Genomic DNA, 23,291 nt, shown 5'->3' on the forward strand with positions numbered 1-23,291 from the left:
TCAAGGCCGGCGGCAAGGGCTGGGCTTTCCGCCCGGACCGAGCCGCCTGTCACGCCGATCAAAGGTTGACCGTACCTTCAATACAGACGGTCGTTGCACCGCCTATCCAGATGTCGGATCCGGCCTGCTGCACATGTACCCGGCCCATCCTGCCCAGCGCGGTGCCCTGCGCCGCCACGTAAGAACGGGGAGCATGCCCGCTGCCGATCAGCCATTGGGCAAGCCCGGCGTTCAGGCTTCCTGTAACGGGGTCTTCCGGCACACCCAGGCCGGGCACAAACGCGCGAACCTCGAACTGCGCCTCCTCGCCATCGTATTGCCGATCCCAGGGCGCCACCACACCCAGCTTGACGTTCCTGAGAATCGAGAAATCGGGCCGCAATGCCAGTACCTGGGCGCGCGATGCCAGCATCACGGCTACCCATCCCGGGCCATTATCGACCCATTGGGATGCCCGGATTTCATCGCGCGCAATATCCAGGCCCGAGGCGATCTGTGCAAGCAGATCCGGCTTGACCGCTCCAGTACGGCGCAGCGGCGGTGCCGCAAAAGCCAGGAGGCTGTCATCGCGCCGCAAACGAATGAGACCGGCCTGGCACTCCTGCACCACTTCCTCGCCTCGCGGCTGGCCACCCGCCGCCAGCCAGACATGGCAGCTTCCCAGCGTGGGATGCCCGGCAAAGGGCAACTCGCCGCCCGGCGTGAAAATGCGGACGCGGTAGTCGGCGTCCGGCGATGTGGGCTTGAGCAGAAAAGTGGTTTCACTCAGGTTTGTCCAATTGGCGAAAGCCGCCATTTTTTCGTCGCTTAATTCGTCCGCGCCTATGACCACGGCAAGCGGATTGCCCTTGAGGGGCGTCGTCGCAAACACATCTACCTGCTTGAAAGCCAATATTGGCATCTGTTAACTCCTGAAAAACCCCTCTAGCATAAGCGAATTATGGGTAGAATAACTTCAAGCCCAGGCCCTAGGCATCACAGGGCTTGAAACCGGGCAAACAGCAAGTCCGGCCGGCCGTATCTTTCCTTCGCGACTCCACAGGTGCCATCAAGATGAGCTCCCCGCCCCGCGTCACATTCTTTCATTCCCCCCGCACCCGTTCCAGCGGCACGCTGGCGCTGTTCGAGGAGCTGGGCGTACCTTACGATCTGCACACCCTCAACCTGAAAAAAGGCGAGCAGCGCAATCCCGAATACCTGGCCATCAATCCCATGGGCAAGGTGCCGGCCATTCTCCACGACGGGGCGTTGATCACAGAACAACCCGCGGTATTCATGTACCTGGCCGACCTTTATCCGGAAGCGAAGCTCGCACCGCCCATCGGCGACCCGCTGCGCGGGCCCTACCTGCGCTGGATGGTGTTCTACGGCTCCTGCTTCGAACCGGCGCTGGTCGACCGCGCGCAAAAAAACCCGCCGGCAGCGCCTTCGACGTCGCCCTACGGGGACTACGACACCGTGCTGAAAACCTTGACCGAGCAACTGGAATCCGGCCCCTGGCTGCTGGGCGACCGCTACACCGCCGCCGACGTATTGTGGGGCGGCGCCCTGGACTGGACCACCAAGTTCAAGCTCGTACCCGAACTGCCGGTCATTCGCAGTTATATCGATCGCGTGCTCGCGCGCCCCGCCATGATCCGGGCCCGCGAAATGGATGCGGCGATGGCCTTCGCGCAAGAACAGGGCGTGCCCCAGCCATCCAGATAGGCGGGAGCGGCCAGCCACGACAAGACGGCGTTCCGTGAAAAGACGTAGAAGATTAAACGCCGTCGAAGCGGATGACCAGTCCCGGCGAACAACAATTAACTGCTTGACCTTGCTGTCCGAGATTGATATCTTGTCTGGAAAAGAAAAGACGACGCTGTTCCGCAAGAAGAAATACCATTTTTGTCTCAGGGGGGACGGATATGGTTACTATAAAATTGCAACAGAAGGCTGCGGCTGCCTCAAAACGCCGCAAACTGCCCGCCGGCTCTGGTTCCGCCGCTCCTGGCTCCAAAGAGATCCCGATTGAAAAAACCCGGATCCCTCTTCCGTCGATCCTGCCCGATCCCAACGAAAATTTCTTCAAGCGCAATCGCCCGGGGCAGGCCGTTGTGCGCCCGGCCGATCTGCTTGCGCTGCGCTTCGAACTCCACAACCTTGCGGTCGTGCCCGGCACACCGCCGCGCCTGAAGAAGGACAAGCCAGGGCCTGCAACGCTGGTCGTGCATTTCCCGCCGCAATCCATCACCGAGCAAACCTTCTATGAAACCAAGCCTGGCGATGCCGGCACCGAAGTACCTACCGGTCCGCCAGTACGTTCCCGAATTTCCGGCGAGTCCCGGCTGGCCTTCACCGTACCCGACGACTTCAACGTACCCTACACGCTCGAAGGACTGCTGACAGCCATCCAGCCGCTCACGCCTGCAGTACCCGCCAATGCCCTGCCGCCCGCCCAAAGCCAACAGCCGCTTCACTTCAGCGATCTATTCGCGCGCAATATCGGCGATCTCAAGGCCACTCAACGTGCCGCGCTGGCCAGCTTTGCGATCCGCAGCCTGCAAATCGCAACATTGCAGGGCGACACCACCACACTGCTCCTGCGTCATGCTACCGGCGGCCCGGGGCTCAGCCCTTTGCGCAAGAACATGGCGGCGCCTCTCGCAAGCGGTGTTCATGCCGGCAGCCCTGCTGCCAACGCGAAGCAAAGACGGCCCCGGCTCAGCCCACGGCCATCGGCCCCGGGGCCGCAGCAAACCGCCATAGAACTTCCCTGGCGACTCATCCTGAGCCCGCATGCAGGAGAACGCTGGCACCACGCCAGTACCCCGGTCACATCGCAGGCAACCCGCCGGACCGAGCTGTGGCATTCCCGACTGGTGGCGCCAGCCGCCGACGGCAGCCTGATCGAACCACCCACACCCGACCCGCAGCGCACAGTGCGCGCAGTCTGGGCGCTGACCGGCGAAGGCTCCAGCAAAAGCATGCAATCAGGCTTCCCGATAGCGGCCGACCTGCCGCTATCGGACACCTCTCCATTTCGCATGCCACTGAACGATTTCGACCGCTTCCAGATCACCCATCTATCGTCGAACTTCTCGGTATCAAACTATACGCCGCTACCTATCGATGCCAGGCTGCTCATGCTGTCGTCGCTCGGCGCCTGGCTCGACTCTCGGGGTAGCTGGGATCCCCCCGGCCTGTCACTCGAAGAATGGGTACATCGCGGCACCATGGGCCGCGACCACTACGTGCGAGTGGTCTACAAAGGCTTGCTGTTTCCATTTGGCCACCGTGTGGCATTGGTCAAAGTAAGCGAACGAAAATTCCACAACGGCGCGCGCGACGGCCAAGGCAATCTCGTTGTGGAACAGGTGCCCGGCAATACGGCCTACATGCGCCATCGCCACTTTCTAATAGTGCGCGAACACGAACGCCGCTATGCCGATCCAAGCCTCACCACGCAAGACGGCAGCATCTTCCTGTACCGCCAGATGCCATTTACAAGCGTGCGCATCCTTACCGAAGTCACGCCCAATCTTGACGACCCGGCCAGCACTGGCAGCGCCATTTTCGGCGGCCAGCTCCTGTTCTGGCCCTATGTGAACGGCGCGCCATTCCGATTCAAATGCACCGCCACCGATCTCGACGGGCGCATCGTGCAATTCGATCTGCCCATGATCTTCATGGACAATGCATTAGCCAACCCGCAAAAGAAGGTCGGCAGCAAGCTCTCGCCAGACTATGACGCCGCCGAGGCCAACGCACTGAAGGCGGCCGATGCCTGGCGCGCGCCGGCCGCGCAGGCGCGTCGCACCGCACAATTCAGGCAGCAGCGGGTATCCCTGGCGCAAAGCCTAAAGGCCGGCGACACCACTTTGCAGGCGGACGAGATCAGTTTCGATGCCGTCGTCGAAAAGAACAATGCAAAACTGCGTGCTTACAGCAACGGTCTGTCGCAGGCCATTTTCTACCCATGCATTACGCAAGGCAAAGTACGAATTCCAGCCTTGGCGCAACTGACCGGCAGTGCCAAGGCCAACACCATCCAATGGAACGCCTACTACCTGAAAAACGGCTTTTCCAACGGCAATCAGGGCCAGGTCTATGCCGACGTCCTGTCCGAAAGCGGCATGGCCATGCTCGACTTCTCCACCCAGGGCGATCGCTCGGGCGGCTTTGTCCAGCCAAACCTGAAGCCCAGCGCGGTCTCTCGCCTTGTGGGCCCGGTAAGCGGCAACGTCAGTAATTTCATCGCGGGCAAAATGACGGGGGCCGATGCATTCCCGAAATCCCTGTCCGATTTGCCCCTGCCCTTGCTGTTCGGCTGTATCCCGCTTGGCGATGTCATCCAGACCATCAGCAATCTGGCTGACAAGCCCGAACAGGTTCCCCGGTTCGCCTCCAACGCATCCTCCCAGGCGGAGAGTTTCATCAATGGCTTGGTACAGTTGTTCGATCTGGTATCCAAACTGTCCGACCAACCCGGCAACCTCGCCAAGGGCGCGATCGATGCCGTCAAGCATACCTTGCTCGATCTGCTTGATCAGGCGCAGTCCTACGCCGCCTCCCTGGTGGCCGACGCAAAGACTCAACTCACGCACCTGATGTCCGCGCTCGACGACGTGGCAACACAAGTTCAAAAACTCATAGGCACATCGATCGATACAGCGCCGGCCTTGCCTGAGCTGCCCGGCGCCATTGCCACGGCAAAAGCGGCAACGGCCGGCTTGCGCACTGCCGCGCACGCCTCGGTGGGCGGGGTATCACTACCCGCCGGCTTTCGTCAGGGCCTGCTGCAAATTGCCAGCGTCATCGATGCCCTGCTGGACGATGTGGGCACCATCTTGGTGCTCATCGCGCAGGGCAAGACTTTGTTCGCCGCGCTGGATGCGATCGTCGGCCACCCGGAACAAATAGGTGAGCTGCTCTCCAAGCCCACAGAGCTCAAGACCCTCCTGCAGGACGTGCAGGCGGCAATTACGCCCATTCGCAACACACTCACGACCTCGCGCCTGTTGGACGGCGCACCGAAAAAAATCGCGCTCGCGGCAATCGACACGGTGCTGCAGGTACTCGAGGGCGCAACCGAGCTCCTGGACCTGCTGAAAATGCTGGCCGGCGACGAACTGACCATTCGCTTCGACTGGAATCCACCCATCAACAGCTGGGCATTCAAAGCCGGCGACCCGCCGCTATTTCGCGCCAACGACACACACGGCTTTCTTGTCGCGGTCGAAGCGAAAGTCAAAAAAAATGGGCAAAGCGCACCGAAAATTTCAGTCGTCTGTTCCCTCAAGAGTTTCGACCTGGTCCTGATAGCGCCGGCCAGCTTTATCGAGCTCAACTTCGAAAAAATAGAATTTCGCGTCGACTCAGCTGCCAAGATGGATGTCGATGTGCGGCTCACCGACATCAAATTCGTCGGGCCGCTCTCGTTTGTCGAGACATTGCGCGATCTGATTCCGCTCGATGGCTTTTCCGATCCACCGCACCTGGACATCACCACGCAAGGCATCGACGCCGGCTTCGATGTGGCACTACCCAGTGTAGCCATCGGCGTGTTCAATCTGTCCAACCTGAGCCTGGGAGCCGGCTTTACCGTACCGTTCATCGGTCAGCCCCTGTCTGTGCGTTTCAATTTCTGCTCCCGCGAACAGCCATTCAATCTGTCGGTATGCATGTTCGGCGGCGGCGGCTTCTTCGGCATCACACTCGACCCAAGCGGCATCCAGATTCTTGAAGCTGCATTCGAGTTCGGCGCCAGCATCTCGATCGATCTCGGTGTGGCGTCGGGCGGCGTACATGTCATGGCCGGCGTTTATTTCCGCATGGAAAAGACCGACTGTTCACTGACAGGATATTTCCGCCTGGGGGGAAGCGTCAGCGTACTGGGTCTGATCACGGCATCCATCGAACTGTACCTCGATCTGCACTACGAGTTCGAAAGCGGAAAATGCGTAGGCAAGGCCGAGCTGACCATCGAAGTCGAGGTTTTCCTGTTTTCGGCCAGCGTCACCGTCAGCTGTGAAAGAAAATTCGCCGGCTCCAACGGCGACCCATCTTTCCGCGACCTGATGGGTGTGAAGCCTGAACTTGCGCTGGCCGACGAGCTGGCCCTGATCGATGACACCACCGAATATGCCTGGCGCGAATACGCCGAGGCTTTTGCCTGAGGAACCGGTATGGCCAAGCAAACCATTGTCTGGACGGTTCTCCCGAACGGTCGCGCCACCGACGGCCCCCATGCCGGCCAGTTGCGCGTCTCCATCATTGCCTCGCCGCGGCTCACTCCCGAGGCGCCTGATGAGCAAATACTTAAAGCCTTTGACGACTGGCAACAGTGGCCGCTCACTCTCCAACAGGCCGAGTTCGCGCTGCGCGTCGGAACAAAGACAGTCAAGCTAATACCCACGAGCACACCCGATCCAGCGCTATGGAAGCGGCTTCTCCCCGGGCAAACACCGGTAGCCGGCTTCGAATTCAAGGATATGAGCCAGGTCAACCTGCGCTCATACGCGGTACGCAATGTGCTGGGCCTGGTGCGCAGGCATTACAGCCGTCTGGCAGTGCAATCCACCAGCACGCACCCCACGCTGCTGCCGTGGAAAGACGCACATCCCGACCTCAAAGACATGCTGACCGAGTTCGGCACTCGTACAAAAAAAATCGATACCGACCGGCAACATTTCGAAGTTCCCTTGCCAGGCTTCGACCGCCTCCTGGACAACGACAGCAAAGGCGGGCCCTCGCGCCAGTTGCAAGCAATGGTCTTCGGCCCGAAAAGCAGGTACCAGGCGGCCATGGTGGGCATAGGCACCGACAGCCAGGGCAATCCACGGCCCGGTGGCACGTTCCCGATCCGGGCCCTGCCTTCCGACTGGCATGCCCCGAACGGGGCCCCCGACGACGCCCTGATGGCGCTCTGGAACTCTGCGGCGGAATACACGCTGTATCAGGCGAACCGCTTCTATCAGCGCACGCAGGCCAGCCCCGCGCAACGCGCGCTGCGCAGGCCGGATCCATCCAAAACACCAGCGCCGCCAAAGCTCCCTGAATTCGACTTTCATCGCATCATCGCGTCATACAGCGACTACCCCGAACTGCTGCGTCGTCTTGGGCTGGTCATCGATTGCGTACTGGCGCCCGACTCCGTAATCGACCAGCAACTTGCCTCTGCGGCGCAAACCCAGGGGCTTATGTCTCTGGAACTGCACTGGAACGGCACGCACGACACCGCCGCTGACACATGCCCCCGCACCGCATGGCACGCCGACTCCCTCCATTTCACGACACGTGCCCGAAGCAGCGATCACGAACACGGCCTGCTCGCATTGCACCTTGCCAATGACCAATGGGGTTCCAAGAAAAACCAGAGCGCGTTCGATGTCTATCAACTTGATCCGGATGCCACTGCGCTGAAAACAGTCAACTTCCTGTTGTCGGCGCAGAATCTGATTGCAAAAAGCCTGGTGCCGGGCAACGACGGCGCGGTCACCTACACCACGGGCAGCAAGCAGGCCGTGGCCGCATTGCGCTCCGGCGGGCTAGGCGTATCGCGCCACGGACGCGCCGCCATCATTGCGCAAAATGCCGCGGCCGCCGCGCTGAAAGACCAGGCTATCAAGTCCGGTTCGGCGGCATCAGGGAAAATCGTGCTCTTCACCGAAGACGTGCTGCGCGGCTATCGGGTAGACGTGCAGCCTTATCTGCCCGACAGGCCAGGCCGCTGGTATTCGCTCTGCCAGCGTCACGGCACATATCGCTACGCGGGCAGCGACGCAACCATAAACCTGCCGGACGACGAAGGCTACGTCAAGGGCGCCTCGACCACCAGTGCGGCAGGCAATGCCGCCGACGGCGTCGACCCCGATGATCACTATCTGCACGAATCGCTGTTCCGCTGGGCCGGATGGAGCCTGGTTGCGCCGCGCCCCGGCCGCACACTGCGCGCCTACGAAGACGCGGCAAGCGGCACTCAAGGCGAGACGCCCGAGGCGGTCAAAGACGAAATCACCAGTGGCGGCAACGGCCTGGCCGTCAGTTTTTCTGCGCTCAAGGGTAGCCTCGCGCGCTTGCGCTTCGGCACAGCCTACCGTTTTCGCGCACGCGTCGTCGACCTGGCCGGCAACAGCCTTTCCCTCGAAGACCCCGCATTGAAAGACGATGGCAACGTCACAGACCCGGTGACGTATTGGCGTTTCGAACCAGTCGACCCGCCTCCCTTGCTGCACCGTGCCCGTACCAGCGAAGGTGAATCTCTTGAGCGCCTGGTGATACGCAGCAACTGGGACGCCGGCACAAGCACCTACCTGGGCACGGCGGCATTTTCAGCGGCCATCGCGCTCCCCGCCTCCGCCGACTTCGAATACGGTCCGATCAGTGAAAGACATGTCGTGCCGCCCAAATCGTCACAACTGCAGTGCGAAACGCATGGCCTGTTCGACGCGCTGTTCGCAAATCCCGCAGGCATCAAGAAGGCCTACGAAATCGCGGCACGCGACGCCCGCACCCTGTACGATGCAAGCCCCGCGACCCAGATTGAACTGGTCACGCCCGCCGCGCTGCAGAACGTCGCCACGACCACGGCATTGCCACCTCGGCTGCCCTCTGCCGACAATCCTACGGGCGACCGGCTCGCACCGGGGCAGTATGTCATCCACCGGGAAGCGCGGGTTGAAACGCCCTACTTGCCGGATGGCGCCGCCGGTGGCTTTGCGCTGCGCGCGGCGGCCGGGCACAGCCTGCCGGGAATTACCGGGCCCATGGTCCTTGGCCCGAACACGGCCGTCGTCATGACGCCAAGCCAGGAGCTCGTGCTGCTCGTGTCTTACAGCCAGGCATGGCCCGACACGCAAGGCCTGCGTATCGTGCTTGCGGAACGCGTCGGCGCGCTCCAAGACCCGCCTTGCCAGGAAACCTACAGCGACGAGGGCCTGCCGAAATGGGATGAAACCCAGCGGGTTCTTACCCTGTTCGTTCCCAAAGGCCGAATCGTGCGCCTGCGCTACTCCAGCTTTGTAAACAAGGCGCTGCTCAATACCTTCGGCATACCCGACTGGGTCGACTCCGAGGGCCAGCAGGCATTTGTACGGCAAATGGCGCAATTGGGCTGCAACTGGCTGATCACACCCTATCGATCACTGGTGTTGGTACACGCAACACAGCAACCTGTATGTGCTCCCGAACTGCTGGAGCTGACAGCCGAGCGCGAGGCGGGGGCCCTGCATGCCAGCCTGGGCTCGCGTGTGCGCCTGCATGGGCCCAGCACGGGCAAGATCGAGATCGAAGCGACATGGCACGAATGGGTAGACGATCCCAAAAACCCGGCAGGCCCGCAACTGCAGGCTTCGCACGGAGCGCTCGGCGAAGTGCTTCTGGCGGAAAACTACCCCAACCTTTTCTCCCTTGGCAACGCGGTCGACGAACAGCGGCCTGTCACCACCACCAGCCCGCGCGCCCGTGGCGACCGCCACGAATTCGGCGACACGAAATTCAGGCTGATCCATTACACGCTGCGCGCGACCACCCGCTTTCGCGAATATCTGCCCGCCGCGCTTTACGAACAGCGCGACCAGGTGACGCGCATCGGCCCGATTGCCCAAGGCCCGCTGGTTACGGTCGGCGCCGACAACGATCCGGGGGCCCCCGTACTTGCCAATGGCACGGGAAATGCCCCTAATACCCTGGTTCTTGCAAGCGCCCCACCCGACGAACCGCAACTGCTCTACACGCTACCCACCTTCCTCTGGCAAGAAACGCCGGGCAAGCAATCGCTTGAAGTCACACGGGTGGGAAATGGCCTGCGCGTCTGGCTGGAACGGCCCTGGTTTTCCTCCGGAGACGGGGAACTGCTGGGTGTCGTCATTCTTGGAGAAAACCAGCGGTTTACCGATATCCCCGACAGACTGGTTCCGCTCGTGACTCAGTGGGGGCTCGACCCTCTCTGGGATACCGATCTGCCCAAATACCGTACACGGGCCGCCGATTTTCCGGCCTGCATTACCCACGAAGATATCAAACTGCAGGAAGATGCAAACCAAACCGTGCACGTGGTTGGACATCGCGTCTACTGGAATGCCGAACGCGGGCTGTGGTATGCCGACATCGAGCTGGACCCGGGCAAAAGCTATATGCCCTTTGTCCGGCTGGCATTGGTACGATACCAGCCAAACGCCATCGACTCGGCCAAGACCTCCAGGGTCGTGCTGGCCGACTTCGCCCAGGTGCTGCCGCGGCGGCGTGCCTCATTCCAGCGCAATGGCGCCGAGCTCACATTCACCCTGCGAGGCAGCACGCCAGGGCACGGCCCGATGAAATTTCCCATCGATTCGGAATATCAGGACATTTCACTCGTTCCCCGCCCAGGCCAGGCCACTGAAACCGGCCGGAACAAAGTCGAGCTTGTGCTGCAGACACGCGACCCCGCACTCGACAGCGACCTTGCCTGGACCGATACCGCGCTGCTGGCGTCCAGCCTGGCCGAGTCTTTCGGCGGCGAAGCGCCCCAGGGCGGCATAGCCCAGCCGGGCAAGCCCATCTTCCAACTGCCGATATCAACCCGGCCGGTATCCTCCTCCGTTCGCGACTCGCTTGGCCGCGCGGTCGATATCCGCACATTGAGCGCCACACGGCCAGCCGGCAACATCTCCGCAGGGGAAATTACCTCCCGGCCACCCATACTCGATATTCCCGGCCTGGGCGACCTGCTGGATCCAACCATCTGGACGACTAAAGCAACCTTGCCCGGCGTAAACGGCCGGCCTGCACGTGTGGCAGTGCGGGAATACGAGCGGTATTACACCGACCGCTCCGTGCCCCAGGTCGCCGCCGGGGCAACGCGGCGGCGGCGTGTGGTGGAAGAACGCCTGGTATATACCGCATTCTTCGAGATTCAAAGCCCCTGACAAGCCACGCGCGCAATCGGCACATCATCAATAATGCGGCGGCTTCTCGTGCACATAAGGATCGGCGCCGCCCGAACCCTCGCCCAGGCGCCGCACCAGCGCTGTGCAAAGCGCCCGCAGCTCGTCCAGGCTTTTTTGCTGTTGATAGACCAGGCTGTTCAATTCCTGCACCAAATCCTCTTGCCGCGTGATTTTGATTTCAATCTCGACTAAACGCTGTTCGATGGTCACGGTGCGCACCTGCAATGGGAAAGCCGCTATTTTAGTATGAGCGAGCCATCGGGCCGGAAACGCCTGTACCATATAAACCATACGGCCACCGTCGAGTCAACGGTGGCAATGCGCGCAATAGGAGAACACATGAAAACTGATTTCTGGCTACAACGGTGGCGCGAAGGGCAAACGGGCTTTCACCAGAGCCGGGTCATGCCATTGTTGCAAAAATACTGGCCGAGCCTGGCGCTGCCCGCAGGCAGCCGCGTACTCGTGCCGCTTTCGGGAAAATCGCTGGATATCCTCTGGCTGGCCGAACAAGGCCATCGCGTGCTGGCGGTCGAGCTTTCGCCGCTGGCCGTCGAGCAGTTCTTCGCGGAAAACAAGCTGCACCCCGATAGCCACGATACGCTCCTGGGGCGCCACTTTATCGCCGGCAATATCGAAGTCATTTGCGGCGATATCTTTTCACTGGACGCGGCCACCCTGGCGGAGTGCGCCGGCGTTTACGACCGCGCCGCCCTGATCGCCCTGCCCCCCGCCATGCGCCAGCGCTATGTCCAGCATATCTACGGGCAGCTTCCCCCCCAATGCCGCGGGTTGCTCATCACACTGGACTACCCCCAGCAGCAGATGGATGGCCCGCCTTTTGCCGTACTCGACGCCGAAGTCCAGAGCCTGTATGCCGGAACATGGCGAATCCAGGCCATCGACCAGCGCGACGTCCTGGACAAAGAGCCCAAATTCGCCGCGCGTGGCCTGACCCATATGCGCACAGTGGTGTATCGGCTGGATAAATAAACAAGCAGGATTGAAAACCATGCACAACAAGCAAGATGCCGCGCCAGACAGCACGGCGGCGCGAGTCGCCTTGTGGCGCGCCCTGCATGTCGAGGCCGACTCCCCACCGCCTGTGCTGGATGACAAAATCGGCCTTGAACTGCTGGCCCCGGACCCGGATTGGCGCCATCGCGGGGACATGGACCCGCAATTCACGCGCCCCTTCCGCGCCTCGATCGTGGCTCGTGCCCGCTTCATTGAAGACCTGGTCGAGGAACAGGCAGGCAGCGGGCTTGGCCAATATGTCATCCTTGGCGCCGGCCTTGACAGCTTCGCACAGCGCCGACCCGAAGTCGCATCCAGCCTCAGGATATTCGAAATCGACCAACCGGGCCCTCAGGCATGGAAGCGTCGGCGCCTGATCGAGCTCGGCTTCGGCATCCCGGACGGGCTGCACTTCGTGCCCGTCGATTTCGAGGCCGGAGAGGCCTGGCGAGACGGGCTCGTGACTGCCGGCTTCGACGACAGCAAGCCCGCAATCGTGGTCTCCACCGGAGTCAGCATGTATCTCACCAAGGAGGCGAACACGGCCACGCTGCGCCAAGTCGCGGCCTTTGCCCCCGGCTCGACGCTCGCCATGACATTCCTGCTCCCGCTTGACATGGCGGACCCCGAGGTGCGTCCAGGGCTGGAGATGGCGGAGAAAGGGGCGCGGGCAAGCGGAACGCCTTTTCTCAGCTTTTTTACCCCGCCGGAGATCCTGGCGCTGGCCCACGAAGCAGGCTTCAGAGAAGCGCGGCACGTCTCGGCGGCCGATCTTACCCAGCGCTACTTCCTGGGCAGGACAGATGGCCTGCGCCCGCCAAACAACGCGGAGGAACTGCTGGTGGCAAGCACCTAGCTGTTCATGCGGTGCTTGCATGATTTAGTACACGAGGAAATCTGTTCATGGACGACAACGCCAATGTTTTTAACCAGCTTCGCCCGCGATTGCAGCAAATTGCGTACCGGATGCTGGGATCGCTTGCCGAAGCCGAAGATATCGTTCAAGATGCCTGGCTGCGCTGGCATGCAGCTGCCCGACAAGACATCAATAACGCGGAAGCGTGGCTTGTTGCAGTCACGACAAGGCTATCCATCGACCGGCTGCGCGCGGCAAAGATTCAGCGCGAACACTATACGGGCATATGGCTACCCGAACCTCAGATGACCGTCTCACCGGCCACGCCCGAAGAGATCAAAGAGCGCGCCGACGATGTGTCCCTGGCTTTTCTGGTGCTGCTCGAACGGCTGACTCCCGAGGCGCGCGCAGCCTTTCTTCTGCATGAAGTCTTTGACGCGGACTACCCGCAAATCGCCGAAGCCATCGGCAAGACGCAAGCGGCGTGCCGTCAATTGGTGAGCCGCGCAAAAGTACAGTTACGCGACGACCGCCCTCGGCCCGTCGTGCCGCGCGAGATTCATCTTGGCCTGCTGCAAACCTTCGTGCAGGCGCTCAAGAGCGGCGACCTGGCCGCAATCAACGCATTGCTTGCCGAAGATGCCGTACTGATGGGCGATGGCGGCGGCCAGGTGATCAGTTTTCCAAAGCCTATGGTGGGCGGCCGGCGCATTGCGCAGCTCTTTTTTGCCGTATCGCTGCGCTATAAGAGTGACCTTCATATTGAATTTGCCATGCTCAATGGCCAATGGGCCTTGTTGCCCTTTGTCCAGGGCAAGCTCGAAGCAGCGCAAATATTCGAATCGGACGGCAAGCGCATCACCCGTATCTACGCTCAACGCAATCCCGACAAGCTGGCGCGCATCGCCGCGGCATACGACAACCGTTAAGCGCCCAGGCACCTCCAGTGCGCATGCCCATCATGACGCTGTTTGGTGCCCGAGGGGCAACACAGTGAGCCCGTCTGAATGTCTACCGCTGCGCGCCCCTCAAGCCTAATATGAGTTCCCGCGGCCTGTTGCCGCTATCGACACCTGACAATCACAGGGTGTTTTTTCTCATTGTCGCTTGGAGAAATTATGACGCAACGCATCAACTATATTCAGCAATCGCCGGAGTTGTTCAAGAAGTTCCTTGAATTCAGTAATCTTCTGAAGGACAGCACAATCGATGCATCAATCGGCAATCTTGTTTCGACCCGCGCGTCGCAGATCAATGGCTGCGGGCTTTGCCTGGACATGCACGTCAAGGAGGCGCGCATCCACGGCGAGCGGGAGCTGCGTCTCCACCATCTGGCGATCTGGCGTGAATCCGCGCTGTTTGACCCGCGCGAACGCGCTGCACTCGCGTGGACGGAAGCGCTGACGAAATTGCCTGAACACGGCGTGCCCGACGATATCTACGAACAGGTGCGGGCTCATTTTTCCGAGAAGGAACTATCGGATCTGACCTTCGCGTTGATGGCCATCAACGGATGGAATCGTGTGAATATCGCATTCAAGACCGAACCGGGCTCGGCCGACAAGGCCTACGGCCTGGACAAGGCGAACCTTGCCTGAGCGGCGGGCAATGTCACAAATGGCCGCGCTCATACGTCTAGTCGTGTATGGACACCACGACTCGCACTTTCATACCGCACCCACGCCAACCTGCCGCTAGCGCCGCTGATCCGTTTGCAAGCAGTTTTGCCACCAGTTACGCCGGTGTTGTTGCTTTTTTGGCCGTCGCCAACGAGGGCAGCTTTTCCCGAGCGAGCGATCGCCTGGGCATCGGCCGCTCGGCGGTCAGCCGTAACGTACAAAAGCTCGAGGCGCAGCTCGACGCGCGCCTATTTCATCGCACGACGCGAAACACATCACTGACCCGCGAGGGCGAACTATTCTACGAGAACTGCCAGCCGGGCGTGGCGCGCATCGTCCAGGCCCTGGAAGATATGCGCGAACTGCGCAAGGGGCCGCCGCGAGGCCATCTGCGCATCCATTCGACACCCGGCTTCGGGCGCAAGATCGTCGCGCCGCTGCTGCGCGGCTTTCACGCTCAATACCCCGAGATTACATTGGAACTGCTGCTGAACGACCATCCGGCCGACTTCACCGTAGACCGCATAGACGTATCATTTCGCGACGGACTCATGGAAGACAGCGAGATCGTGGCGCGGCAGCTAATACCCATGCAAACAACGGTATGCGCTTCGCCCGCGTATGTGCAGGCTTATGGCGTGCCGCGTCATATCGACGAGCTGGCAACGCATTGCTGCATCAACTTCCGGGAAGCTTCGGGCCGTGTCCGGGAGTGGGAGTTCAAGGTCGACGGCCTTGCCCGCGGATGCCAGCCGCCCGCGCAACACACGTTCAACGACATGGACCTGATTCTGCAGGCGGTGCTCGACGGACGGGGCATAGCGCAATTGCCCGCGTATCAGGTTTGCGATCTGCTTCGGGACGGGCAATTGGTTTCCTGCCTGGCACAGTACGCCCCTGACGACGGCGGCCACTACCTATGCTATCCCAGCCGCAAGCATCTTCCGGCCAGAATCCGCGTGTTCATCGACTATATGACTGAACATACGCGGGCACTCGACCTGGAATGCCTGAGCTCCATGGCAGGCTTATCCATCCTCTGCGACGAGCCGTAATATCGCCTGGCCGAGGGTTTAAAATCTACAGTTTCACACCTCCCGGACAGACACGCCATGCCTAGATACGTCGCTTTTCTTCGGGGGGTAAGCCCCATGAACGCCAAGATGCCTGAGCTAAAAAATAGCTTCGAGAACGCCGGGTTTGCAAACGTAAGAACAATTTTATCCAGCGGCAACGTAGTTTTCGATGCACGCTCCAGCCTGGGGACGTCGCTTGAACGAAGAGCGGAATCCGCAATGCAGGATTCGATGGGCCGGACTTTCCATACGTTCGTGCGATCGGTAGAGTCGCTACGCAGCTTGCTGGAATCCGACCCCTATGCGGCTTTCACAGTTCCTCCAAACGCAAAGCGCGTCGTTAGCTTCCTGCGCAAGCCCAACACTGGCAAGCTCGCGCTTCCGATTGAGCTCGATGGGGCTCAAATCCTGTGTATGCTCGACCGCGAAGTATTCGCCGCCTATGAGCTCGGCGAGAAAGGCCCGGTGTTCATGAGGCTGATCGAAAAAACATTCGGAACCGAGGTGACTACGCGAACCTGGGATACGGTCAGAAAATGCGCCGCCGCATGAACCATGCCTGAACCGTCACAGGTGCAGTGCCGCTGCGAGAAGCGGATACGCATCTCAGGGGGCCCGTCATTGACCAACGGGATATCACCAAAGTTTCCGAGGCCAGCCTGCCTGATATTTATTTAACTATCTGTTCTTGCTATCGGAATTCGCGAAAAATTGCTTGAAGAGACGCTCCGATTCGCGCAACCCTTCCTCAGTCAGCACCACGGATTTCGCCTTATTGACCGGATCGGCAAGGAAACCTCGCTCATGAAGGCGATTGATCGCATCCCAATCGAAGCCCTTCCAGGCCCGGCTATCGTCATGCAAAGTCAAGTGGAGAAGCGCAAGGACGGCATCGTCGATCGCATCGGTATTGATATTCATGGATTCATCCCAAGCTTTTTTGGATACATGTACAGATGCGATCAGTCAGGAATCTCGGGTTCTACCAGCCTTGCCAGTTGAACAAGCGACTCCTGCCAGCCCAGATAGCACATCTCGACAGGAATGACTTCGGGTATGCCCTCCTGCTCGATGGTGATCTCGGTACCGCAGGACACCTGCCGCAACGAAACGGTGACGGTCATCTGGCCAGGCAGGTTCGGATTGTCGAACCGGTCCGAATAGCGGATCTTCTCGAACGGCACGAGTTCGAGGTACTCGCCACCGAACGAGTCGCTATTGCCTGTGCTGAAGTTGCGGAAAGACATCTTGTGTGTACCACCCACTTGGACATCCATGTGGTGGACCTGGCAAGTGAACCCATAAGGCGGAAGCCATTTCGCTACCGCATCGGGTTCGAGGAAAGCGCGATAGACGCGCTCGGGGGGCGCGCGCAAGACGCGGTGGAAATGAACGGTTCCGGTAGTCATGGTGTGCAAGCCCTCCAGTAGAAAAGTGGGGCGTTCTCCTACGACCCGCAGCCGCCGCCCTCCAACGGATGCAGGCATAGCCAAGGCGGCCGCGCGACCAGGTAGCGCGGCCTTGGCCTCGCCACCCTTCGTCTTTTTTACCACGCCATTCCAACCGTGAAAACAGGGGCCGCCCCCGAAAGGCCATTGCCATAAGAACAAATCATCGGACGCGGCCATCCCTTACAAGGGTAAACACCGTTTGTTGGTCAATGAATCTCCATTAACATACTTTGTCGTATTTTGCGACAACTAATTTCAATAAAGGTAGCGTATGTTCCCAACAGACTGCAATTGCCCTCAGCACGTTGATCGGCGCAAATTCCTTACGCGCACTTTGGCCGGCACGCTGGCCGCCGCGGCGGTTGTGTCAAGCGACCCGGTCGGCGCGGCGCAATCCAAGTCATCGGCCAAGGTCATCACAGACCCAGGCAAGCGCAAGTTTATGGAAGAGGCCACGCGCCTGGCGATCGAATCTGTCGAAAAGGGTTGGGGCGGCCCATTTGGAGCGGTCATTGTGAAAGATGGGGAAATCATCGGACGGGGCCAGAATCGTGTCCTGCTGACCGGCATTCCTGTATTTCACGCCGAAATCACGGCCATCATGGATGCGTCGGCAAGGCTTAACCCCAAAGCGTTGCTTGGCAGCGAATACGGCGCGGGTACCATTCTTGAAATGATCCCGCGCGAAGCCGGGTCGCCCGACCCCGTGCCCGAGCGTGCACGCATGCTTAAAGGGTGCGAGATCTACATCAACGGCGCACCCTGCCCGATGTGCATGAGCGCCATCTATTGGGCCCGCATCGACCATGTCTATTTTGCGGCCAGCTTGAAAGATACCAGCAAGATAGGGTTTGACGACGCCTTCCAGTACGAAGACTTCGCCAAGCCATGGGAAGAAAGGCGCATCGCCGTCACTCCAAACTTTGAACGGGACGTTGGACTGAAAGCCTACGAGGCATGGACGGCCAAGAAAGACCGCCATCCTTATTAAGAACTGATATACGTAAAACCCCCTAGGCAAACCTAAATATGGATTGATGGAGTGGCCTAGGTGCCAACGACTGCTCTCGACCTGGCTCCGTTAGATGGACACACGGCACAGTCACTTAGATAACGCTCGTCCATGCGGAGTCACTCCTTTTCGGCGAGGCCGGCGATTTCTTCGCAATGGATCAACTCACCGTCGTCCCCGGGATCCATCTCTCCATTTTCTGAGGCAAACCGAAGCTGCACCCAGATGCCATCGCCGAAGTTCTCGATAATCTCCCCAAGCCTGCCATCGCGAAGCTGGAGTTTTTGCCCTACTTTCAATTGCATAAGGTTCAACATGGAGGTTCCTAGAAAAACATCGTCAGATTCTTGGCCAGCAGCACGTTCTGCGGCAAATGGATCTCCCGGCGCGTCAATTTCCAGGCTCCATCGACGCGCCGCAGGCGGTCATAGCGCTGACCCGCAAAGAAATACTGCTCGTACTCGCACCGGTTCTGATAGGTAAGGAATCGACTGCGGACGCTGACCTCGTCCTCGCCATTGGCATTCTTGCCTATAGCCGTGAGCTGAACATTGCTCACCAGGCGGCACAATCTGGACAGAGGTTCTTCCGCCCAGTGAACGCCGGTCATGATCTGTTCGGCACGCTTGGTCAAGGTCCATTTGCCTTCATTGAACCAACTCATGTCTTTTTCTTCCCTTGTACGCTCGCTGCTATCGTGCGTACCGGATTTCACGTTGAAAGTCATCGGCATGAAGTAGACAAGATCTTCGGCCAGCGTATCCAGCCACTCTGAAAAGCGACGGGTATCCAGCAGCTCGCACTCGTCGTAAAGATGTTCTTCGATCTCTCGCTTCAATTCGTAGTAGCGTGCGTCCCGCGTAATAGGCGGGACCTCTTGGGCTTTTTCTTGCAGATCGGTGTCAGTCATAGCAATATCCTTGGATTAATCAGATTCGGACAGGGACAGGACCGCCTTGGTGGGCAAAGCATCCGACGTCAATAACCGTTCCGGAGATCGCCTCGGCCTCACTCGAAAGCAAGAAAGCCACGGCATTGGCCAGGTCATCGCCAGTTGCCGGGCGCCCCGCCGACGTACCGACGGCGGGCCGGCTCTTAAAGACGGATTCATCGCCGCCGAATCGGCCGACACTCATCCCGGAGATAATGCCGCCGCCACCCGGTATCGCCACATTGACGCGTATGCGCTCATGAAAATGGTCATATGCCATGGCCGACGAAAGCGCCAATACCGCCCCTTTGCTGGCCGCATAGATGGCCATGTTCGGCTTGCCATGGCCGGCGCCTGACCCAATATTCACAATCGACCCTCCTCCTTGCCGAGCCATGTGGGGGATCACTGCCCGACTGGCCATATAGACGCCCTTCACATTCACCGCCAATATTTGATCCACCATGCCCGGCTCAGTCGTGAGCACAGTGCCGAGCGGCCCGATGGCGGCGTTGTTGACCAAGCCATCGATGCGGCCGAACTTGTCGAGCGCATGGGCTATGACACGCGCCACGTCCTGCTCGTCGGCAACGTTTGCCTCCAACAGCTCTATCCGGCCGCCCAGCGAAGCCGAGGCGATGGCCTTGTAAAGCCCGTCGAAGCCCTGCGCCGTACTGGAAACCTGAGGGGACTCCAGCCCGAAAGCGACCACGCGGTGCCCACGCCGGGCCAAGGCCAAAGTAATGGCTTGGCCCAGGCCGAAGGTGCCCCCCGTAACGATGGAGACAGGACCGTTAATGGGCGCGCTCATTCGGCAAAACTCGCAGGGCCTTTGTCGTTCTTGCCCAAGAGGGTGTTCCAATCGGCGCCCGACATGTAGTCACGCCAACGGCGGTAGTATTGGCGCGGATTCTCTTCGCTGACCTGAAGGCTGACATTGCCCGGGACTGGCCCATCCGCCGTGACTTTGCCCAATGACTGCTGGTAGTTATAGGGATACCGCTTGGCAATGACACCGCGGCTGCCGGCCGTGGCGTAGTTCCAGTTCTCCATGTCGTCCTGCTCGGTCATGCCCGCCGGACCCGAATACCGCATGTAGTAACTGCGCAGGAAGTCCTTTACCTCTTGAGGCGCGTCCGCATCGACCAGGAAAAAACGCCATGCTTCCGTCGCTTCCGGCCCATGCGGATGCCAGATGCACAAGTTGCGCGGCTGCTTGCCATGAAACGAGACATTGGGATAGATGGTGCCGACAAACGGAACCAGCCGATTGCGCTCGGCCCCAAGCCGGCGTCTGCGCTCTTCATGGCAATATCGGAAATACTCCGCCACTACGGGATTGTTCTGGAACGTGTCCACGAACGGCATGTCCTCGGGAAGAATGGCGCTATGCACACCATGGCCGGCGGGAAAATTGACCCAGAGATGCTTGGCATATTCAAGCTCGTTGTCGCGGCGCCCTTTCACACCCAATTCGGCGCTCGGGCCGATACCAATCAAATCCACCGACCGATGGCTGACGTTGTGATAGGTATCGCCCAGGAAGTTCTCGGCCGCGAACTTCCAGTTGCAGGGAATAATCCACTTGTGCACCCCCACCAGCACCTCGGAACCGCCTTCCCTGCCATCACGGCAATCGAGTGCCAGATCGAGATGGGTTTTAGCCTCGCCCAAATACGTCAGAAAATCCGGAGCGTCCTTATCCCAGCTTGCCCAAACGGTTCCCTTGTAGGTGGCGATATTCGGCACCTCGATCAGCGACCAGTCGTCTTTATTCAGGCACCCTTCGTAAATGGCCTTGTATTGAGGCACGCCGAAGAGCTTGCCTTCGGTGGTGTAGCTCCAGCTATGGTAGGGGCACGTGAACAACTGGGTATTGCCATGGTCGTACTGGCAAACCTTCATCCCGCGATGACGACAGGAATTGAGGAATACATGGACCTTCTTCCTTTTGTCACGCGCCAGGATGACTGACTCCGCTCCCATCCTGGAAGTGAAGAAATCGCCGGGATTCGGAATTTGGCTTTCATGGCCCACGAACAGCCATGCACGGGTGAAAATCTTTTCCAGCTCCTCTTCAAAGATTTCTTTGCTGGAGAAGATTTCCCGGCTGATCATCCCTTTTTTGAGGTCGACCATACGGCTATAAACAGATGTATTCATGACAGGAACCTACGTTATGGATATGGGCAAAGAATGCGCGGAATCTTAAGTAAAGCGTTCGCAAAGCATGTCCCGGCGGGCCAGGCCAACCGCTTCGACGGCGTTGCGGCCGGCCTCGACCATTGCGGGAGGGCCGCAAAGATAGACACGGGTAGACGGATCCAAGCCAAGATCGGTAATAAGATCCGTGGCATATCCGGTATGGCAGGTGTCAACCGGATTGGATTCCGCGGCATAGTTCACCTGCAGCGCCGGCCACTTGTCGCGCAATTTCCCCAACTGATCGAGCGCGAACAAGTGCGTACCGCTGCGCACGCCAACCAACAGGGTTGTGGAAATTTCCTTTTCAGATGGGTCCTGGGCAATCGACTCCAACATGGAAAGGAACGGCGCCAGACCGGTTCCCCCTGCTATAAAGAGGCGTGGCCTGGCTTCTTTGCGCAGGAAGAAGCTGCCGTGCGGCTCGGACAGCTCGAGCACAGATCCGATATGCGCCGACTGGGTCAGCCACGACGAAAAGCTGCCGCCCTCCACAATCCGGATATAAAACTGCAGCCGACGCGACCCGGAGGTGCATGCCATCGAATAGGAGCGCCAGTCCTCCGCGCCTTCAGGCCGCATCCGCATATATTGCCCAGGCTGGAAATCCACCTCGTTCTCGACTTCCACCTCCAGCAGCATCGTTTCGGTAGCGACTTGCCTCAACTCCACGATGCGGCCGGAGATCGGCGGCGGTTCCTCGGCCGTGGCCTCGGCAAGCTCATACGGCAATTCAATAACGCAGGGCTCGGCTATCCTCGAAATACAACACAAAATCGCGCCGTCCTGGCGATCGCTATCCGGCAACACCGCCCTGTCGTATTCCCCGAGTTCAATGGAGCCCGATACGACATTGGCCGCACAAGTGCCGCATTGTCCATTGCTGCAATCGGTCAACAAACCGAGGCCGGCGTTCGACGCCGCCTGTACGACGCTTTCTCCGCATTGACCTTCTATGCGGCGCGACGCGCCATCGGAAAAAAGAAGAGTTATCGGGACCTTGCTCATAAAGCCTTCCGGAACAAATTACGCTAAATATTTGAGTCCATACAATGGACTCAAATATCATTGTACGGATAACACCATAAAAGTCAAATTTTTCTGGCGTGTCAGGGAGTTTTGTTTGACTGTTTTCAGTCCGGTGGACACCGGTCCCGGCAAGAATTGCCGGAGCGCATGCCAAGACGACGATTGATAGGCGAGCGCCGGCGGCGAGAGGCTTGCCGCTCTCTGACTATAATGTTTGAGAAGAGCGCTGCAACAAATAATGATGGGCGTACCCGCACGATCGGCCTACGGGCGCGATCGCCACACTCAATAAAGAGAAATATGGCAAAACCCGAGAAATTGGCTGATGGTGTTCGAGCGGTAGATCGAGCTCTCGAAATTCTTATGGCATTTACCGCGGCTGACTACGAACTAAGCGTCGCCGAACTTCTCAAGCGAGTCGACCTTAGCAGGCCGACCCTGTACCGCTTGCTTTATACGCTCGAGCAAAACAGATTTCTGACATCGGCCGGGGATCCTCAGAAATTTCGGCTTGGCCCTTCGGTTGCCCATCTTAGCCATGTATGGACTTCCAGTCTTGATATCAGCGCGCTTGCCCAACCGATAATGCGAAACATTTGGGAGTCGACCGGCGAAACGGTTGCCTTGTTCATTCCTCAAGGCGCGTACAGAATGTGCATTGCCGAACTGCCAAGCCTGCACCCACTAAGCTTTAAAAGAGGCGTGGGCTACAAAGAAAAAATTGTCCGCGGCGCGAGCGGCCGAGCCATCCTCGCGTATCTGTCGCCATCCCAGGAACTATTGCGGGAATACATTTCCGACCTGCCCGTTACATTAAAAACTTACACGCAGGAGTTGGAGGCCACACGCAAACGTGGCTATGCCATCAGCCAAGATGAACTCATCGAAGGCGCGGTCGCCGTGGCGGCCCCTTTTTTCAGCAGCGCTGACCAAATCGCGGGATCGCTTGCCGTTTTCGGACCCGGCGTACGGATGCAATCGGAAAAGATAGCCAACATCGCAGCACTGCTTCAAACTGCGGGGCACCAGTTGTCAGAGGCTTTGGGCTGCCTCGAAAAACCGGCGCATTCAAAATAGCGTGTAAATCCACCTTTACTTCATTTTTTCATCCGGATATTCACGCACTCAAGCATTTCAGGTATTCAATCGACAGCACCCGAGCCGGCACCATACTTAAGAAAAAGCGAT

20 protein-coding genes are annotated in these 23,291 nt (G+C 59.4%); 11 read left to right on the forward strand and 9 right to left on the reverse strand.

Going from position 1 to position 23,291, the window contains the following annotated elements; all coding sequences use genetic code 11:
• Positions 1–58: 58 nt before the first annotated feature.
• The gene (locus LSG25_RS11315; RefSeq protein ID WP_232741035.1) at positions 59–901 is read right to left on the reverse strand and encodes a PhzF family phenazine biosynthesis protein; all 843 of its coding nucleotides are present in this window, start codon (positions 899–901) and stop codon (positions 59–61) included.
• A 152-nt stretch (positions 902–1,053) separates the two neighbouring features.
• Here LSG25_RS11315 and LSG25_RS11320 point away from each other — a divergent pair, with 152 nt between their 5' ends.
• The 3 genes from LSG25_RS11320 (at position 1,054) to LSG25_RS11330 (ending at position 10,889) form a co-directional block, all read left to right on the forward strand.
• A complete protein-coding gene (locus tag LSG25_RS11320; protein ID WP_232741036.1) occupies positions 1,054–1,707 on the forward strand; it encodes a glutathione S-transferase family protein in 654 nt (217 codons plus the stop codon).
• 200 nt (positions 1,708–1,907) lie between these two features.
• Entirely contained in the window at positions 1,908–6,158 is a 4,251-nt protein-coding gene (locus LSG25_RS11325) for a hypothetical protein (protein ID WP_232741037.1), read from the forward strand.
• A 9-nt stretch (positions 6,159–6,167) separates the two neighbouring features.
• Entirely contained in the window at positions 6,168–10,889 is a 4,722-nt protein-coding gene (locus tag LSG25_RS11330; protein WP_232741038.1) for a hypothetical protein, read from the forward strand.
• A 27-nt stretch (positions 10,890–10,916) separates the two neighbouring features.
• On the opposite strand, the gene LSG25_RS11335 is transcribed toward LSG25_RS11330, so the two are convergent.
• Complete coding sequence (locus LSG25_RS11335; RefSeq protein WP_370635856.1) at positions 10,917–11,201, reverse strand: SlyX family protein; 285 nt, start codon at positions 11,199–11,201, stop codon at positions 10,917–10,919.
• A 48-nt stretch (positions 11,202–11,249) separates the two neighbouring features.
• Between LSG25_RS11335 and LSG25_RS11340 the strand changes: the two genes are divergently transcribed.
• The 6 genes from LSG25_RS11340 (at position 11,250) to LSG25_RS11365 (ending at position 16,030) form a co-directional block, all read left to right on the forward strand.
• Positions 11,250–11,903, forward strand: a complete 654-nt coding sequence (locus LSG25_RS11340; protein ID WP_232741039.1) for a thiopurine S-methyltransferase — start codon at positions 11,250–11,252, stop codon at positions 11,901–11,903.
• A gap of 19 nt (positions 11,904–11,922) precedes the next feature.
• On the forward strand, positions 11,923–12,783 hold the full coding sequence (locus tag LSG25_RS11345) for a class I SAM-dependent methyltransferase (protein WP_232741040.1): 861 nt from the start codon (positions 11,923–11,925) through the stop codon (positions 12,781–12,783).
• A gap of 47 nt (positions 12,784–12,830) precedes the next feature.
• Positions 12,831–13,712, forward strand: a complete 882-nt coding sequence (locus tag LSG25_RS11350) for an RNA polymerase sigma-70 factor (protein WP_232741041.1) — start codon at positions 12,831–12,833, stop codon at positions 13,710–13,712.
• Between the two features lie 189 nt (positions 13,713–13,901).
• Positions 13,902–14,381 (forward strand): carboxymuconolactone decarboxylase family protein, encoded by a 480-nt coding sequence (locus LSG25_RS11355; protein ID WP_232741042.1) that lies wholly within the window; start codon positions 13,902–13,904, stop codon positions 14,379–14,381.
• Between the two features lie 47 nt (positions 14,382–14,428).
• Complete coding sequence (locus LSG25_RS11360) at positions 14,429–15,457, forward strand: LysR family transcriptional regulator (protein WP_232741043.1); 1,029 nt, start codon at positions 14,429–14,431, stop codon at positions 15,455–15,457.
• Positions 15,458–15,514: 57 nt separating this feature from the next.
• Positions 15,515–16,030 carry a DUF1697 domain-containing protein gene (locus LSG25_RS11365; protein ID WP_255696558.1) on the forward strand — a complete coding sequence of 172 codons (516 nt, stop codon included), beginning with the start codon at positions 15,515–15,517 and terminating at the stop codon, positions 16,028–16,030.
• A 126-nt stretch (positions 16,031–16,156) separates the two neighbouring features.
• Here LSG25_RS11365 and LSG25_RS11370 read toward each other — a convergent pair whose 3' ends face one another.
• Together LSG25_RS11370 and LSG25_RS11375 are read right to left on the reverse strand one after the other, a co-directional pair.
• Positions 16,157–16,399: a DUF6429 family protein gene (locus LSG25_RS11370; RefSeq protein ID WP_232741045.1), complete on the reverse strand. Its 243-nt coding sequence runs from the start codon at positions 16,397–16,399 to the stop codon at positions 16,157–16,159.
• 41 nt (positions 16,400–16,440) lie between these two features.
• A complete protein-coding gene (locus LSG25_RS11375; protein ID WP_232741046.1) occupies positions 16,441–16,887 on the reverse strand; it encodes an SRPBCC family protein in 447 nt (148 codons plus the stop codon).
• 313 nt (positions 16,888–17,200) lie between these two features.
• Here LSG25_RS11375 and LSG25_RS11380 point away from each other — a divergent pair, with 313 nt between their 5' ends.
• A complete protein-coding gene (locus LSG25_RS11380) occupies positions 17,201–17,920 on the forward strand; it encodes a nucleoside deaminase (protein ID WP_232741047.1) in 720 nt (239 codons plus the stop codon).
• A 140-nt stretch (positions 17,921–18,060) separates the two neighbouring features.
• Here the strand turns inward: LSG25_RS11380 and LSG25_RS11385 are convergent, their stop codons facing one another.
• The 5 genes from LSG25_RS11385 to LSG25_RS11405 are packed head-to-tail and all read right to left on the reverse strand — an operon-like array spanning position 18,061 to position 22,082.
• Entirely contained in the window at positions 18,061–18,258 is a 198-nt protein-coding gene (locus LSG25_RS11385) for a hypothetical protein (RefSeq protein WP_232741048.1), read from the reverse strand.
• 8 nt (positions 18,259–18,266) lie between these two features.
• A complete protein-coding gene (locus LSG25_RS11390; RefSeq protein ID WP_232741049.1) occupies positions 18,267–18,851 on the reverse strand; it encodes a 3-phenylpropionate/cinnamic acid dioxygenase subunit beta in 585 nt (194 codons plus the stop codon).
• 19 nt (positions 18,852–18,870) lie between these two features.
• Positions 18,871–19,683: an SDR family NAD(P)-dependent oxidoreductase gene (locus LSG25_RS11395; protein ID WP_232741050.1), complete on the reverse strand. Its 813-nt coding sequence runs from the start codon at positions 19,681–19,683 to the stop codon at positions 18,871–18,873.
• Entirely contained in the window at positions 19,680–21,035 is a 1,356-nt protein-coding gene (locus LSG25_RS11400; RefSeq protein ID WP_232741051.1) for an aromatic ring-hydroxylating dioxygenase subunit alpha, read from the reverse strand. Before LSG25_RS11400 ends, LSG25_RS11395 begins: the two co-directional genes overlap by 4 nt.
• Before the next feature lie 45 nt (positions 21,036–21,080).
• The gene (locus LSG25_RS11405; protein ID WP_232741052.1) at positions 21,081–22,082 is read right to left on the reverse strand and encodes a 2Fe-2S iron-sulfur cluster binding domain-containing protein; all 1,002 of its coding nucleotides are present in this window, start codon (positions 22,080–22,082) and stop codon (positions 21,081–21,083) included.
• A 321-nt stretch (positions 22,083–22,403) separates the two neighbouring features.
• Between LSG25_RS11405 and LSG25_RS11410 the strand changes: the two genes are divergently transcribed.
• Positions 22,404–23,180: an IclR family transcriptional regulator gene (locus LSG25_RS11410; RefSeq protein WP_232741053.1), complete on the forward strand. Its 777-nt coding sequence runs from the start codon at positions 22,404–22,406 to the stop codon at positions 23,178–23,180.
• The last annotated feature ends 111 nt before the right edge of the window (positions 23,181–23,291 follow it).

Origin of the sequence: Paralcaligenes sp. KSB-10, assembly GCF_021266465.1 — a bacterium.
In the GTDB taxonomy this organism is placed as follows: Bacteria; Pseudomonadota; Gammaproteobacteria; order Burkholderiales; family Burkholderiaceae_B.